Here is a 16,211-nt window from a genome sequence, read left to right as displayed (position 1 = left end):
AAAGACCTTAATATTATTAATATGCCACAGATTCAACCTATTGATGATGCTTATGTAAACGAAGTCATTAAAACTGCAGGCCCATATAATCCCGCATTGAACCGAACGCAGGGGATAAAAATGCGTGAGCTGATTAAGCTTCTCAGAGACCGCTTTGAGCAGGAAATATCTTCATCAAATACCTTACTTCAAAACCGGCTTGAAAAAAATCAGGCCAACGGCTATGCAGGTTTGGATAATGATGGAAAACTGCCTGCCACATTAATTCCGGACTCGTTAATGGGAAATCTGCATTATCGTGGCGTTTATGATGCTGCGACCAATACCCCAACTTTGCCAGCGGCCTCTGCCGCTGCCGGATCATACTATATTGTAAATATTGCGGGAAATGTTGGCGGAATAGAGTATGCAGTAGGCGACTGGATTGTTTCTGACGGTAGTTTTTGGTCGAAAGTAGATAATTCCGATGCAGTAACCACGGTTTTCGGCCGTAATGGAAATGTATTGGCCAATGCTGGTGATTATAATACCTCGCAGGTTACTGAAAACGCGGCCGCATTGTATTTTACCAATGCAAGGGTACAGGCTTTCTCGGATGGCAGGTACTCCCAGTTAAACCATAGTCATGGCTGGCTGGAGATTACTGGTAGGCCGACAAAGCTTAGTGATTTTACTAATGATATTGGCCCTGCAACGACTGTTTTCGGTAGAACCGGCGATATTGTGGCAATGGCAGGAGATTATAACACGGGTTTAGTAACAGAGAGTCCTTCAGCGCTATATTTTACAAATGCCAGAACTCAGGCTTTTGCAGATACCCGTTATTCTTTACTTGGACACTCGCATACCTACAATGAGCTGAACGGCAGGCCCACTTTACTTAGCCAGTTTACAAATGATCTGGGTAATTTCGGGAACTTCGCACTGCAAAATGGTAGTAACGCAAGTGGAACCTGGAACATCAATATCAGTGGTCAGGCAGCAACAGCGGCAAGTGCATCGGCATTAGCTAATTACGCGTTTAATCCACAGGTGTTGGATGGTGCTGATTATATTTTTGGAAGGAACGGCAGCAATCAAATTAACCTGATTTCTCAAGGTGGTCTTAGGGGATTCTTAGGTTTAGGTTCGTTTGCTTATCGTAACAGCATCTTGGGGAATGAAGTGTATACCGAGATTGGAAACAGCGGTTATGACGGGGGGGTGGCGAGCTTGCTGAGGTGGAAGAACTATGGCAGCGGCCATGTGATTTTCGATGCCTCTCAAGGGACTTCACCACATGGAAGTGCCGTGGGTAGATCCAATTCAGAAATTGCCTGGAGCCCTAATTATCCCACCTTAATGGGCTGGAACGGTGCCAATACCTATGGATTAAGAGTAGATAGTGCAAGATTAGCAGATAACTCAACCAGCTGGGCTGGTTTTGGATATAATGGTTCTGACACTGCTGTTAATTCATATCTAATGGGCTATGGATCAGATGGTCAATGGCATCCAATAGGAGCCGGTAACGTTCGTTCATTTTTGGGTTTTCAAACCAGTGGAGAGTACCACCGCTACGGAGGCTTCGGTACAGATGCCAATGCAGTAGCAGAAAATACTTCATCATTTACCTATGCAAACAATGCGCCTTTCAACGGGACGCTGATGTATTTTGGCGCTAATGGATATGGCACACAATTTAATACCCCTTATAGCAATGGCGGAGGTTTGGCTTTTCGTACGCTAAATGGAGATAATGGAACTTGGAGCACATGGAGGAATACTTTATGGAATGGATATAACCTGGATAGTGTGCGGCTTGCTGGTGGTTCAGGCAGTTCTTACTCCACAGCCAATCTGGAGCTCTATCGTGGGGGTATTGCGCCAAATATTTCTTTACATTGGGCCGGGGTAGTTGCCTCCCAGATTACCGTAGAGTCTAGCGGTCGTATTGCGATCATGGATAACCCAGGTACGGGATACGAAAATCTTGTAGCGAAAAATCTGGCAGCAGTTAATAACATATCAGGGGATTATGTTTATGGTAATGTTTTTACAACAGGAACAAGGGTATGGACTGGCTTTGATAGTGGGGTAGCGGGTTCGGTCAGTGCTTCAGCCTGGTTCAGAAGTTCTGGGGATACCGGCTGGTATAGTGATACCTACGGTGGAGGAATCTGGATGAGTGATAGCAATTATGTTAGGACTTATGGAGATAAGCAGTTTTACTGTAACAGTAATATGTTAGCCGGTGGTGTTTACAGGGGAGAGAATTACGGATCTGGTTTAGTAGGCGTGTATGACCCGTCTCGTTATCAGATGATTTTTGCAATGGGTGATGCCTACCGGTCAAGTTTGAACGGAGCGACTTTGGATAACCATTATGGCATTGCATGGACGCACCCGAATGCTGGCGGTCAATCGATACCTGGACTTTCTCATCAGGCAATTTTTACAATGGCTGGGCTGACCTACACCGCTATTGGTGATGGGATATGGACCAGGGGAGACCTTACGGTTGGAGCAGGAAAGACCTCTTCTAATATTTACATGTCGGATTCGGATGAAGGGATGCGTCAGATTCATTGTAATTCCAACCGTATTGGTTTTTTAAGCCAAGGAGGTAGTTGGGGAAGTTATTGCAATGATGATGGCAGCTGGAACAGTGAGGGAAGCATGTCGGCAGCAGGCGGCTTCTACGATACCTCAGACGTTCGCTTGAAAAATATAGTCGAACAGGATATAGATGTTTCTTCGATTAAGGCGATTTCTTATAAATGGAGGAATGCTGATGACGATAAGATACATGTAGGTTATTCAGCTCAAGACGTGGAAGCATGTCTCCCATTTGCAGTGAAAACAAACGAGCATGGCGAGAAATCAGTACGTTATAACGAAGTACTTGTTGCAAAAATTGATGCACTTGAAAAACAGCTTGCTGAGCTAATGAGGAGGATAAATTAATGGCTTGGGGGGATTTAGCGGCTAATCAATTGATTAGCGGACAAAAATTACAAGAAGCAGTCTCTAGTGGGATTTTTAATTTAAAGAGTGGGCAAGTTATTCCTAATACTAATAAAATTTTAACGCGTAGTCAGGCCAATACATTTGTAGATATCTTCCCTATTCCTAATGACAATCGAGCGCTACGGAAGTTCGAATTAATAGCTATGATTTTTTCTACTCGTGTTTGGATTGGTTCCAGAGAAAGGGAATATGCAAACTTTTCAAGCGAAGATATTGTAGGACAGGCTAAAGCAGGTATTATTAGTAGTAATTCTCATATTATGTATAGCAGTCAACCATTTGGACATGATGTTAAGATATATTGGGATGCAAATTTGAGTGAAGGGTTTAATTTAAGAGCATATGTAACTGATGGAGTTAATCTTTATAAATCGTATAGATATGAGATACCGCCATCCTTTGCTTTTGGCATTTATATTGTAGAGGAGCCTGAGGTTAACAGACTGTTTAGTTATGATTTTAAGTGGTCGGAAATAAACTCAATAAACGCTTGTGCAGGCGGAAGTACTACTATATGGGGTTTTTCTTATGATTCTGAGATAAAAATTGGTACAACATTCAATATTGACGGTACTGACGCTGAACACTTATCAAGAAATGGAAAATGGTATAAATACGGATATATTGCAAATATAACTGCAATCGGAGATTGTCTATCATATTATATTATAAACCAAAGCCATAGCTATGCATACGATCAGTATTCATCGATAGGTGCCTGTAGTGTTTTGACTCAGGTTGGAGATCTTTATACAACAAATAGCAATGGCATAGTTCAAATAGGAGATTATGTATACAGCGACGCATCAGGTACTGAAATTTACCCGCTTGGCTATTACAGCTACATTGAAGCATCTGAAAGGATTTGGATTTTGGTGCAATTAAGTGGAGGCCCCTCTAACCCTGGCCCAGCTTATGTTTCGAATAAGGGAACATGTGGCAGCGTTAGAAACTTCAGCCTTTATCAATCTGGAAGGAGACTGGAACTGTCAGCAGATAATGGAACTATTGGAACCACTCTTAGCGTGAATGTTTATTATACGGTTACGGACTTTAACGGAAATGATCTGGGACCAGGATATAAACTAATTACTTTAAGTCCAGGAACAAGTTCTGTAAATACCTCGAACATCACAGCAGGCCCTGGTGATACAATTAATATAACAGATATTATTTTTTCTCCTTCCTTCAGTGATGGATATACCCTTTATGTCAATGGGTATTCAGGGAATAATGGAGAAGTGTAAAAAAAACTAAAAAATAAAAAAAATGGAAGAAAAACAATTAACACCAGCTGCAGCATTTGATATCATATACCGTGCGACAGGCGCTTTACAATTAAACCGAGCGGATAGTCAGCTTCTGGAGGCTGCGCTGAGAACTATTGCATCAATCATTCCTCAGGAAAAAAATCCGCAGAGCGAGCAAAATGCAGAACAGTAAGCGCGGGTAGAGGAATTAATTTATTAAAAGTATAAACCATAAAAAATGCCAGAAAACCTTCCAATAGATGATGCTTATATTGACCAGGTCATTAAAGCAAATGAACCTTATGATCCGAATGAGGAAAAAACCCAGGGAATAAAATTAAGAGAGCTGGTTAAGCGTATTCGCAATCGCATTGATAATCAGGAGGCTGGTTCTGGTGTAGGCAAATTATTTTCCTTTACAACCTCAGGCAATGGTGTGCAGAATACTTTTACTGTACCCCACGGACTCGATTATGTTCCGCAAAGCGTAACGATCACTGCTAATAGTGATGATGCAGCGTTTGACAAGGTAAATCTGTACGTTTACCTCAATAGCGCAAAAATTGATGGAGCAGATGTGATTATAACCTGTCGTCGGTCAGGGTCTAATAATGGACCAAAGTTTGGGATAGATAATTTAACGTGGAGTATTTTAGTGGGTGGCAGAGGTTCGCAAGCTGCCGCGCCTGACGCACCAACCAATGGAATTGAAGATCTAGAAAGTTTCACCTTCACCTTCACTAAAAATCCAAAGTTTAACTTAGCGCAGCATGAATGGAGGTACCGGATTGCCAATGGTTCTTTCTCCAATTGGGTGAATACCCCTTCGACAACATTATCGCTCCCCGCGGTAAATATAAACGTTGGTGATTTGCAGGTAAGGGTGAAGTCAATTGGGGCCAATCCAGCTAGTGTCCCTTTAACTAATGATTTGCCATATATCACTATTCCAGGGGATAACTATATCTTGATTGTAAATATATCAGGTATAGAAGAGGGGTATGAAGTAGCCTATAACGATGAGCTTTGGGCTAATAACCAGAAATCTTTTCCAGCTGGAACTGTCATCCAGAATCTCAGGCCAAGTGCACTAGGCTATACTTTTTCTCCTTCGTCAATTTCAGAGCTGGTAATGGATAATGACAAATCAATCAGTTTTGCTGCATCGCCATATACAACGCTGTTGAATGGGTTTTCAAGAATAGTACCCAATCCGGATGCATTTTCTTACGAGAGTGATTTTAACTATAATCCTTTAATTATCGGGGGTGGCGGATACCCCAAGCTTGGCTGGAGAGTGCCGGACAATGACAACGGTTCAATATTCATCAAATATGAACAGGATAGCTACGATTTGAATCTCTACCTTGCCTTGGATGAGTCAAATAATGATCTTGCAGCGGTAGGTTTTTATTTTGCAAATGGGAAAATATGCTGGGACTATGTGATTGATGATGATTACACAGTCGGTGAGGTGGAGCAAGCACTGGAAGGAGCATATTATGGTTTGATCAAGGATGGATCTAATATTAAGTTATATAAAACATTGGATGGGATAAGCTTTACCGAGCTATATGATTTCGGTAATAGAGATAATTATGTGTTTGTGACCGTTTATAATCAATCCTCGAACAGTGTGCTGCATGATCCACAGGGAGTCAATTTGATTTCTACTTTATCTACAGATTTATAAACCTTGCAAAGTGAAATCCTGTCTAATCTAAAAAATCATAATAACTTATATGGAAACCAGAGTTAACCTAAATTATACTTCATATCTACCTGAATCGCCAGTTTCAGAATTAACTTTTAACACACCAAACTCGGCAACACTGAATCAAAAGAAAGGATACTTGTACGCCTCGTCTCCGGATAAGCTAACACCAATTATAATGACCAGCAGTGATAACTCAGTTGCCTTAGTGAAGTTAGAGGAGAGTTATTGGTATGTTGAATATGTTGGGACTGGAACGGTCACCATCACCGCTAGTCAAGGAACGGGATCGGTAAGCAGAACCGTAAACATATCTAAAGAGGAATTAAATTCAGGAAGAATTTTTAACGTGGGCTCTGGGTCAGGTGATGTTAATATTGACGAGAGTATGAATCTTATTGCCGGAGATACCGTCATTATTGCTCCAGGCACTTATAATTTTGTTAATGTTTCCAACATAAAAATCGCTGATGGGGCTCTTCCAGTAAACATAATAAGTAATGGACTGGTTGAAGTTTCAGGTGACTTTAATAGCTATAGCTTTCGAAACTTAAGAAATGTGATTATTGACGGAGGTAGAACTGAGGGAATTAAGTATGGTTTCTTAGTCCGAGATAATATTTATCAGGCGATTTATTTAGAAGATATCAATCATATAACTATAAAAAACCTGGAGTTGAAAAATATCTACGATGCTGGATGGAATTGGCAAAATATAAAGGATATTATTTATGATGGCAGCGAAGAATCTTATCAAAAAGGGAACAAATTTATTAATATTAAAGCGGATAATGCAGGTTATTTTAATGCGGGTGGATCCTTGGATGCTAATAATGAGCAACCTATTGTAGGTTTAGTTGAAGGACTTTTATTTGAAAACTGGGATATAGAAAATTCTAGTGCAGGCACTATGATTAACATTGGCTGTGGGCAGAATATCACTTTTAACAACATACACTGTAATCATATAAATACAATAAACAATAACCACAATTCTGTTCTGTTCTGTTCAGGAACGGCTGATGTTATAAATTGCTCAGTAAAGAATTTCCAGGGTAATTTAATCCGTTTGTGGACATGGACCTTAATTGATGGAAATATTAAAGGAAGAATTACGCCAAAAAAATGCCTTTTTTACGGGAATACTGCCATTTCAAGCAGAAAATATAGTTTTTTCGAAACCCAGCATTTTGACCGTTATATAATCGAGGGGCTGGCTAGTTTTGCAGACATTGATATATTCAATAATACGGGTGCAAATTTGAACTTAAACATTCCCACCGTATTCACGGGAACCTTGCTTGATAATTATGATCTGGGAGGAGGTACGGTCAGATGTTTTAATAACCTGATTATTAATCCTGTAAATCCAGATAGTAACAATATATATTTTTCATATAATTCAATCGCAGAAGGAGGAAGTGAAAATCAAAAGGGGGAAATTCAGGAGTTTAATAATAGAGTTTATTACAACTTGGAAGAATCAAAGATTAATCCAGCTTCCTTAGCTATAGAAGATGGTGCTGAGGCATTGAGAGGCGCTATTGACAACACTTCAGCAAAGAAGTACACTTCAGATTATTATGGGAATGTAAATAGAGGTTATATAGGCGCTATTCAGGGAAAAGCATTAAGCATTGGCAGTGTAAATATACCGACTATGCCCGATATTAGTGAGTGGTTTGATTCTTATGATGGTAGTTCAGCAAATAATTTTCAGGTGAACGCGAAAAGATCACGCTCTGAAATTGGGATAAAAAATTATGACATAAAAAGAAATGGTACTATCGAAATCTCTGTTGGCGGAAACTGTAGAGATGGAAAAGCAGATCCTGATTCTGACAGTGGATTTAATGTTGGAGAAGTGATCCAATGGCAATTTCGTGCCAGAGATTTTCAGAATCAATTGAGCGACTGGTCAGAGAGATTCGTGCACGTTATGCCTGGTGCTACTTATTCTTCAGTGCCTTTAACACTCACGAAAACTTCTGGCGGAACGCTGATAAATAATGATAATGTTTATGAAGCAGCAATTGAAACGGTCTTTTGTTCCACCGGAATTAGTATAAGTTATAATGAATCTCTAAGACTGGTATTTGACAATGTTCTAGCACTCGATTCAAATTTTCCATATGTGGGCTGGGCGGAGACTAATCAAATAACAAGTATTGATCAAATACGGGCTGGTGCACGTTCAGGCGCACAAAATCTAAATGATGTCATATTAGTCAAAGACGGGTATGAAAGTAAAACTGGATATTTTAAAGAAGAGGATAGATACCTTAGTTTGCGTATTCATTACGATGGCTATACGTGGCTTCAGGCTTCATCAGATGAGGTTGATTGGTATAAGGTAAGTTCACAGCTGGATAAGACAAGTCAGATTATAGACGGCGTTAACCTGAATATAAAATTTTTAGTGATTGTGATTCCTTTAGGTTGTAAGCTAAGTAATCCCAGATTGATTACCTATCCTACAATTCAAAGTGGTTTGATATCTTAAGTCAAATTTAGGATTAGGTAGATGTGACAATGGGTTTAATTAATTTATGCTTTTTCATATCCTCTAGGAAAATAGGATAAAATTTATTTTTCAATATGGCAAAAACACTAAAACTTGGATTCGCAATGGGAGGAGGGGTTTCCCTTGGAACTTTTTCAGGTGCTGCGCTATCGGAAACCATTAAACAGGCAATTTTAAATGCAGGTTATTACGAATGGAAAAACGGACAGGAAATATTCGTAAAATATGATAAAGTAATAATAGATGTTTTTGCAGGGGCAAGCGCTGGCTCAATGTCGCTTTCTATTATGCTTAGGGGGCTCTGCCATCAAAGCGAGAAAGAAAAGGAGAAAGCCAGGACGACACTTGTTGGGGATCCTTCTATCAATTTTGAAAATTTGAGCATTGAAACTCAAAATGATTTAATCGTTGCCCAGGTGGTTCAGGACCTGCAGGAAGATATCTGGATTAACGAAATCAATATTGATAAACTACTTGGAACTACAGCCGAAGAACAAGCTGAATTAATTTATCAGGGAAGTTTACTTAGAAATAAGGCCTTGGAGGATATTGCAAAAAAGTACTTTCAGATGGATGATGCTTTTGATAACCGCTTTGCCAACCGAAGGATACTTTCTGATGAGGTGATTTTTGGAAGCTCTCTTACCAATCTGACTGGGTTAAAACTCGATAGTCGTAAAGGAAATGCCAACAATGATCCCAATTATGCGGCCTCTGCTGATGCATTCTCTTCGAGAAACCATAAAGAATTTCGGGTGTTTCATCTCTTTTTCGATGAAAAAAATAAAAGATCTGTAAATGAAAATCCAGAGGAGTATCCGCCCAAATGGCTCCGGTACCATAATGGGGCAACCAAAAAGAAATATTTTGGTAATTTAGCGGATAAAAAAACATGGTCTCGGATTGTTGCCACTTCGGTTGCCTGTGGTGCATTTCCTTTTGCATTTGAACCAGTAGCACTGGAGCGATTTAAATTTGAATTTGAGCAGTGGCCGGAAGCACTGACCCAGGAAGTTTGCGAAAAAGCAACAGGCAGAAAAGAGCAACTGTCCTATCCATTCAGCTATGTTGACGGAGGCACTTTTAATAATGAGCCGGTTAGGGAAGCTTTCAGGATGGCCTCTTTCCTTGATGCGAAAGATGATCCGGGAAATTTTGATAGGTTAATTGTCTTCGTTGACCCAAGTATAGCCAGTGAATCTGTAGATTTCAGGGTTCCGGTACATCAAAAATATGCGGTTAAAAAACCAAGAAAACTACTTGGAAGCCTGGACGGGTACGATGTGGTAAAAAGATCAACACTGGACAGACTTGTTCCTCACGTAGGTACTTTGCTTTCTGTAATTCTTGATGAAAGCAGGGTGAATGAAAATGATAAACTTGGCTATATATCTGATTTATTTGCAACAAAAATTAAGTACAACGCAATACTAGGTCAAATAATTGACCACTCGACTGTTGCTCCGGAAGTTATAGATAAAATAAAAGGTGAATTAACTGAATTGATCCGACTTGATCGGTTGAATGAACTGTTGCCTGTTGGCGCGTTAACATTGGAAGGTGAATTATTACGTGTTATTAATGACAATAAGATCGATTATTTGGAAATCAAAGACTTTGTTCATGAATTTATAATGCATGGTTCTAACGCTATAAAAGTTAAATTTCACAAAAAATTGCTTAGAGCACTATTCACCGTTTTTATCGATAGGCTCCTGAATCTTATAGGAAAGAGTAAAGAAAGTAAAATTATGGCCATTGCACCAGTTAAACTGGTAGAGGGTAAAATGCAAATTCAGACGCTTCCGGGTGATTATTTGTTTGGATTCGCTGGGTTTACCTCGAAATTGCCTAATATTTTTGAAGCTGCCCTGGCTAAATATTCGACCCAGCTGTTCATGAAAGAGTTGAAGTTGATATCTGGTGAGAAACCATTGCCAGAGGCACCAATCTGGAATGACCAGATTGAGTTCGCAAAAGAATATGTTCTTAAGCTCCGTAATATCGAGGCAAGGATAGAAAGCCTTTTCAGGAATGCTCGCATTATTGATATTTTTCCATTGGTTGATCAGTTCGTACTTACTAATTTAAGTAAAGCGGTAAAAGAGGCATTAGAGGGTGTGGACCTATACGATGACCCGTTCTATTCATTTGTTTTTAGGATTCCGGTACACGATAAAAAGATGGAAATCGATGGGGCTGGAATATATAACGATGCATCCGGATTCAAAGTTAATGGCGAGTGGTTTCTGATCACAGAACTTTATTATTTTTACCATCCATCTAATGCGAGATGGTCTGGAGTACATATACAGAATGGACATCTGATAATAGAAAAAGATGGTTTTAGCGTTATGCCAGACAGTGGTTTTTGCTCAATTGAACTCCCGGATTTAGCTGCGATTAAACTGGCTAACATGATGCCTAACCCTACTTTTGAATACCGTATGATAGAGGAAGGTGATAAGGGTAATTTGCTCTCGGGTAAAGACTGGAAGGTTTTGCCTGGTGTTGTCAGGATTGACGAAACGTTGCTGGATTAATCGCAATCATTACTTTTCCGGAATAAGACGGATATTAAATACCCAATTTTAGGTATTGTTATACAAAAACATACTACTTATTTTTAATTGTACTGGTTGACCATATTTTATAATTTCTTACCTCGACTGTATATAGGCGGTTTACTTTCAGGGCTAAAAATCTAAATTATCAGTCTGCCTATCTGTAAAATTCAATTCATCACTTAAATAATTGTTTAACTATTAATTCGCGCTCCAATGCAAATCAAAAATCATTTACTAATAAAAGATGACGGCAATGCCGTAACTTTTAAAGCCACTCCAAATAAAGGAGGAAGCCTTACGCCTCAATATCTGGTGATGCACTACACAGCTGCCACTACCGCTGGTTCAGCAATAAGTTGGTTTTTGAATCCAAATGCCCAGGCTTCAGCACACCTTTTAATCGATAGGGATGGTTCCATTACCCAATTTGCACCATTTAACGTAATTACTTGGCACGCAGGTAAAAGCCAGTGGCAGGGGCTTTCTGGCTTAAACAAATATTCCATAGGCATAGAACTGGTAAATGGCGGGAGGCTGACAAAAAGTGGTAACAAATGGATTTGCCCGGTGGATCATCGTACAATTCCGATTGACGAGGTGATAATTGCCAGGCATAAAAATGATTCAACTGAATCTGGTTGGCAGGAATATACTGAAAAGCAATTGGAAGCGGCTATGAATGTTGCGGCGCTACTTGTGAAAAAATATAATTTAAAAGATGTTGTCGGTCATGAAGATATTGCTCCAATTAGAAAATCTGACCCAGGACCGGCTTTTCCGATGTTGAGCTTCAGGTCAAAGGCAATGGGCCGCAATGATAAAAGTTCGGGCGAAGTCAAAAACAGCGTTGAGCTGAATATCCGCACCGGAGCTGCCAGTTCTTTCCCAACTCTAACCAAAGCTTTACCTGTAGGTACACATATGTTAGTTTTACGTACAGAGGGCACTTGGAGTTTTGTAGAGGTACTGCAGTCGGTACACGGTATCATGGATCTTGAAGGTTGGGTTTCAACTAAATACTTGATAGCAGCGCAATAAGCTATTGCGGTATTGCCTTTCAAGACTAGATTGAGCGCACCAATTCAAGCCAAATTTTTACAGAACCAAAGCTTTCACTCTGTTTCTAAGCTAAATCATATATCCAGACTATGGAGTACATATTTGGTAAACCACTAGTCTTTAAACTTTTGGTTCATTGACATTATATCCAATAATTATTAAATAAGTTTTCAAAGAAGAAGGCATAAGAACACAGTCTATTTTACCAGATTGAAATAATGAATAAATTTCGACCCTATTGACTTATTATATTTGTAAAAGCAGAATGGAGGTTTCATAGGCGTGATCATTTACATTTCAAGAATTAGCAACTATTTACAATAAACGGATATAAAATCTCTTGCGTTAGCAAACATGATTTTTTTTATGATTTGTTCGGGACTAAGATTTAGGGGGTACTCAAAGGTTTTCGCCGCCTCTATTATTTTTAATTCAGCTATCAAACTTTGAGCAAATTGCGGCATCTCAGCCGAATTCTTGCAGCAATCAACCGCTTCAACCAGTCCATCAAAGTCTGAGCCAATACAGATATTATCCCAAGGCGCTTTCATCCCCTCGTCTTTAGTAAATTTATATATTCCTAGGATATGGTTCAGTACCAGATATAGATGGCTTTTGTAATTTGGCCGGTCTTTCGGGATGCTTGGTAGGGCGCTCGGCTTTCCCATGTCATGGAGTTCTTGTGTAGCTTCACCAATATCATCACTTTCCTGACCTTCTTCATCCGTAGTGTCGATAGTGGTATTACCGTTATTAATTTTGTTATTGATGAACTTGTCTGTAAGTTGATCTATTTGATTCGCGGAATTGCTACTGGTTAGCAGTTCGAATTCTTCTATGCTGAAAAATTCTTTGATCTCGTTGTTAAATGGATTTTGGCCCCCCAATATCCTAACATCCAGTGAAATTCCTATTAGTCCTTTGCTGTTTAGAATCTCTCTTAAATCTTCGAAATACAGATTGATGCTTAACGGATAATATTGGGTACCTGCAAGACAGCCTTTTATTGCACTTGTAGTTGCTTTATATCCATAGCTTTTCTTTTTATTGTATGGGTAGTAGTCTGGGAAAAACTTCCAGTATTTTCCGGTAATTCCAACATGGCTTGCGATAATAGGTTTTTTAGGGTGGAATTGTTTTCGGTATTGATAGAAAATTTTTCTGGATACCAGGCTCATGTGTTTGACGTCAATGAGTATACCTTTGCTGTAAGCGTGGTCAATTAGTTCTTTTCCGTGAGAAGTGATACCGATTCCTTTTGGAAGAAGTCGTCCCTTGCTTAATATCTTATTCCCGTAGCAATGGGTTATGAATTGATTAGGCGTAAGGTGCGTAGGTGTAATATATAGCGTTTTGTAGCTTTTATTGTCAATAAAGTCTGTCAGGTTTTTCTTAACAGTACTGATGTCTTTAACTTTATTTTTTTGGTCGTATAAAGTATGGCCGCCTTCAATATTGAAGATTACCTGAAGAGTCTTTGGGTCATTGTTGTCGAATTGCTCTCCTCTCTTCAAAAATCTTATATTTTTTTTGATAAGGTTTCCATTTTTGTCTATTGCAGGTCCAGTTAGGTTGTTTAATTCTTCATAAAATACTTGTTGATAGAGGCATTCCTGAGAGATCATTTGATCTAATCTTGTTCTGCTCAATAGTTTTGGGTAACCGAGCAATGAGGCTAAGCTGATAACGACTTGATCTATCATGCCAACTTCCGGCGGATGAAGGGTGATACAGATGAGGCTAAAACCTTCGGTTTCAGTGAGCATCTTTAGAGATGATTGGGATTCCAGGATATTTCCAATAATTCCATCATTGGGTTCAAGGTTTTCCCATGGAGATTTTTGTGTCCCATCCTGAACCTGAAAGAGGGTTTTCAGTCCTGGATGACAATGTAGATCGAAGTATTGCATAGCGTGGAAATTTTAGGTTGTTTTATGTTTTTATTCTTTTCTAATTACCTGTTATTCATAACATTTGTTCGTCCCAATTGCTGCGGTGCATTCTTCGCAGGTATCGAAACTCATATGCGGCACTTGAGTCCATCCTCCGCCATATAGCCGTTCACAAACGATGAATCCTTCTGGTCTCTGGAAACATTGCCGTTCAGGTAAAGCTAATCCATTTCTTGCTCTTGTTTTTTTTCTCTTTCTCGCTCTTTTAAATTTTCCCATTGGATTTTTTTTAAGGTAAATTGATTTGATTTTTTTTAATGTATTTTAAAGAATTAGGACTGCCCATTACCTTGTCCACAGGAATCTCAATTACTTTGCTTCCGCTGAGTTCATTTTTATCTCCAAAGGTTATTTTTGTAATGGTTAGCTCATCCGTTGGATCAGTCCAGGACGGAATGTCCTTCAAAATGAAACGTAGATGGGTATTTTTGTCCCCTTTGAACCTGTATCGATTCGTGGAGGCATCAAATTTGAGTTTTAATATTCTCGTTGCATTCAGGAGGTGTGTATTGCCATTTTTAGAGAGTTTTCCATAGTAGATTTTTCCAAAACCAGTTGTTCCATCTCTTCCTGATTGGGACTGGACAGTAAAAAAGATAAACGATGGCAGTAAGCCGGTTGGCGTTTTGGCAAGTAATAGATAGCAGTTATATAAATGTTTCTGACCCCCATCATAGCTTGCAAATTCATGCTGCCTATTTTCATTTAGAACCGCCCAGTCTAAAAAATTGTCTTGTTCCAGCCAGCCTTCGATAAATCTGGTCTTGTAAACGTGAACTATTGTATTTGTTTGTTCATTAACCGCCTCGCTCTTCTTTTGTGATCTGGCGGTTTTGTTATCATCTTGTGTCTGAAATGTCTCTGCCAGAAGTTTTGGAGTAATGTGGGTATTGAAGTCGAATGGATAGTATTTTGTTTTGCAGGATGTTAGTATTAGACTGAGGCCGATAATTAACACTGAGATATTTCTATTGTACATATTTCATTTGGTTAAATGATCCGCCTATAAATATTTTGTTTTGATCATTATTTGGATGCATCGGCATTTTGCCAATGATATGGATAAGGTCTTGAAAAGAGTAAATAACGCCCTCTCGCCCGTATCTAAGTGAACCCATTACCCCTGCATCTACACTGAAGTTTTGGTTTAGTCCTATTCTGAGATGGTATTGTGCGCTATTATAATTAGAATGGATGTTTGCCCGGTCTATTATGGTTTCATCCCTGGAATACGGAGGCAGGTTTATCCCCAATATATCGGAGAGTTCATATAAGAAAGGTTGATATCCTGTAAATTGGTCAAATCCAAGTTCTGCATAATTGAATGATCTCCTTGAATGCAGGTAGAATGAGCCACCTCCCGTCCACCATCTATCAAACCCATCGCCTCCTGCAAATAATTTTATAGGAATTGCACCATCATTATAATAATTGAAACTCATTCCCGGGCCGGATAAGGTTAATGCTCCGACCGTCTGATTTCGCTTATGATTATTGAAAATGACGTGAGTACTAAGGAGTGCAAAATAACTATTGTTCAGGTGAATATTGTAAAAGGCTGAGTTTTGGAGCGTCCGAATAAGTTTTGGATAACTCAAATTGTTTCCGCCAATGCCGGCTGAGAATGAATTGGTAAAATCAATTTCTAATTTCTCAATAAGCGGATTTAAATTGGTTCCGATTGTTTTTTTATAAAAGGAGATGTTTCCTCCATAATTGGCGATAAATCGTTCCTTATAGATCGCACTAACAGCAAAGCCTCCATATAGGTTGAATCCAGGGAAGAACTGCTTACTCCCGAAGGTAGGATAGATATTAATCCCAAATGCAATATAAGGTGAATATTTCCACTCATTTTGTTGACTGAAACTTATTTTTGCAAATAGCAAAAATAAACATAGGAGAGCTTTTTTCATACCTTAATCAGCACAGGTCTTTCTTGTCGATTTTGTGGTGGGCTAAGATGGAGCGTCGTTAAAAAGAGGATCTGCTTTTTTGTTGGTTTACTATGCAATTTACAAAAAATGCCGATTGAAAAAATACCTAATACTTGGTATTTTTTTCTGTAATTTTCTCAATATCTTAGTGTTATGTCTCTTTCGAGAGGCTCTTCTTTTCACTTTCTCTAAAACATAA

Annotated in this window: 11 protein-coding genes; 7 read left to right on the top strand and 4 right to left on the bottom strand. The window is 39.1% G+C overall.

All coding sequences use genetic code 11. From position 1 onward, the window contains the following. Window positions 1-21: 21 nt before the first annotated feature. The 7 genes from ABD692_RS12520 (at window position 22) to ABD692_RS12490 (ending at window position 12,102) form a co-directional block, all read left to right on the top strand. Window positions 22-2,946 carry a tail fiber domain-containing protein gene (locus ABD692_RS12520; RefSeq protein WP_344767444.1) on the top strand — a complete coding sequence of 975 codons (2,925 nt, stop codon included), beginning with the start codon at window positions 22-24 and terminating at the stop codon, window positions 2,944-2,946. Further along, window positions 2,946-4,256, top strand: a complete 1,311-nt coding sequence (locus ABD692_RS12515; RefSeq protein ID WP_344767442.1) for a hypothetical protein — start codon at window positions 2,946-2,948, stop codon at window positions 4,254-4,256. Before ABD692_RS12520 ends, ABD692_RS12515 begins: the two co-directional genes overlap by 1 nt. 22 nt (window positions 4,257-4,278) lie before the next feature. Beyond that, a complete protein-coding gene (locus tag ABD692_RS12510) occupies window positions 4,279-4,452 on the top strand; it encodes a hypothetical protein (RefSeq protein ID WP_344767440.1) in 174 nt (57 codons plus the stop codon). Between the two features lie 45 nt (window positions 4,453-4,497). Then, the gene (locus ABD692_RS12505) at window positions 4,498-5,952 is read left to right on the top strand and encodes a hypothetical protein (RefSeq protein ID WP_344767438.1); all 1,455 of its coding nucleotides are present in this window, start codon (window positions 4,498-4,500) and stop codon (window positions 5,950-5,952) included. 49 nt (window positions 5,953-6,001) lie between these two features. After that, window positions 6,002-8,476: a hypothetical protein gene (locus tag ABD692_RS12500; RefSeq protein WP_344767436.1), complete on the top strand. Its 2,475-nt coding sequence runs from the start codon at window positions 6,002-6,004 to the stop codon at window positions 8,474-8,476. A gap of 95 nt (window positions 8,477-8,571) precedes the next feature. Continuing rightward, a complete protein-coding gene (locus tag ABD692_RS12495) occupies window positions 8,572-11,040 on the top strand; it encodes a patatin-like phospholipase family protein (RefSeq protein ID WP_344767434.1) in 2,469 nt (822 codons plus the stop codon). Window positions 11,041-11,277: 237 nt separating this feature from the next. Next, window positions 11,278-12,102: an N-acetylmuramoyl-L-alanine amidase gene (locus tag ABD692_RS12490; protein WP_344767432.1), complete on the top strand. Its 825-nt coding sequence runs from the start codon at window positions 11,278-11,280 to the stop codon at window positions 12,100-12,102. A 332-nt stretch (window positions 12,103-12,434) separates the two neighbouring features. Here the strand turns inward: ABD692_RS12490 and ABD692_RS12485 are convergent, their stop codons facing one another. The 4 genes from ABD692_RS12485 to ABD692_RS12470 are packed head-to-tail and all read right to left on the bottom strand — an operon-like array spanning window position 12,435 to window position 15,991. Continuing rightward, window positions 12,435-14,033, bottom strand: a complete 1,599-nt coding sequence (locus ABD692_RS12485; RefSeq protein ID WP_344767430.1) for a membrane dipeptidase — start codon at window positions 14,031-14,033, stop codon at window positions 12,435-12,437. Between the two features lie 51 nt (window positions 14,034-14,084). Further along, window positions 14,085-14,294 (bottom strand): hypothetical protein, encoded by a 210-nt coding sequence (locus ABD692_RS12480; RefSeq protein ID WP_344767428.1) that lies wholly within the window; start codon window positions 14,292-14,294, stop codon window positions 14,085-14,087. A 10-nt stretch (window positions 14,295-14,304) separates the two neighbouring features. Further along, window positions 14,305-15,054, bottom strand: a complete 750-nt coding sequence (locus ABD692_RS12475) for a hypothetical protein (RefSeq protein WP_344767426.1) — start codon at window positions 15,052-15,054, stop codon at window positions 14,305-14,307. Then, window positions 15,044-15,991 carry a hypothetical protein gene (locus ABD692_RS12470; RefSeq protein WP_344767424.1) on the bottom strand — a complete coding sequence of 316 codons (948 nt, stop codon included), beginning with the start codon at window positions 15,989-15,991 and terminating at the stop codon, window positions 15,044-15,046. The genes ABD692_RS12475 and ABD692_RS12470 overlap by 11 nt, the downstream gene beginning before the upstream one ends. Window positions 15,992-16,211 lie beyond the last annotated feature (220 nt).

Source organism: Pedobacter ginsengiterrae (genome assembly GCF_039537385.1).
GTDB lineage: Bacteria > Bacteroidota > Bacteroidia > Sphingobacteriales > Sphingobacteriaceae > Pedobacter > Pedobacter ginsengiterrae.
The sequence above is the reverse complement of the archived record's forward strand: the minus strand, read 5'-3'. Positions and strand labels throughout refer to the sequence as shown.

Coding starts and splice junctions, on each gene's coding strand:
- ABD692_RS12510 (WP_344767440.1), top strand. CDS start 4,279: ATGGAAGAAAAACAATTAACACCAGCTGCAGCATTTGATATCATATAC.
- ABD692_RS12470 (WP_344767424.1), bottom strand. CDS start 15,991: ATGAAAAAAGCTCTCCTATGTTTATTTTTGCTATTTGCAAAAATAAGT.
- ABD692_RS12490 (WP_344767432.1), top strand. CDS start 11,278: ATGCAAATCAAAAATCATTTACTAATAAAAGATGACGGCAATGCCGTA.
- ABD692_RS12475 (WP_344767426.1), bottom strand. CDS start 15,054: ATGTACAATAGAAATATCTCAGTGTTAATTATCGGCCTCAGTCTAATA.
- ABD692_RS12495 (WP_344767434.1), top strand. CDS start 8,572: ATGGCAAAAACACTAAAACTTGGATTCGCAATGGGAGGAGGGGTTTCC.
- ABD692_RS12515 (WP_344767442.1), top strand. CDS start 2,946: ATGGCTTGGGGGGATTTAGCGGCTAATCAATTGATTAGCGGACAAAAA.
- ABD692_RS12480 (WP_344767428.1), bottom strand. CDS start 14,294: ATGGGAAAATTTAAAAGAGCGAGAAAGAGAAAAAAAACAAGAGCAAGA.
- ABD692_RS12500 (WP_344767436.1), top strand. CDS start 6,002: ATGGAAACCAGAGTTAACCTAAATTATACTTCATATCTACCTGAATCG.
- ABD692_RS12485 (WP_344767430.1), bottom strand. CDS start 14,033: ATGCAATACTTCGATCTACATTGTCATCCAGGACTGAAAACCCTCTTT.
- ABD692_RS12505 (WP_344767438.1), top strand. CDS start 4,498: ATGCCAGAAAACCTTCCAATAGATGATGCTTATATTGACCAGGTCATT.
- ABD692_RS12520 (WP_344767444.1), top strand. CDS start 22: ATGCCACAGATTCAACCTATTGATGATGCTTATGTAAACGAAGTCATT.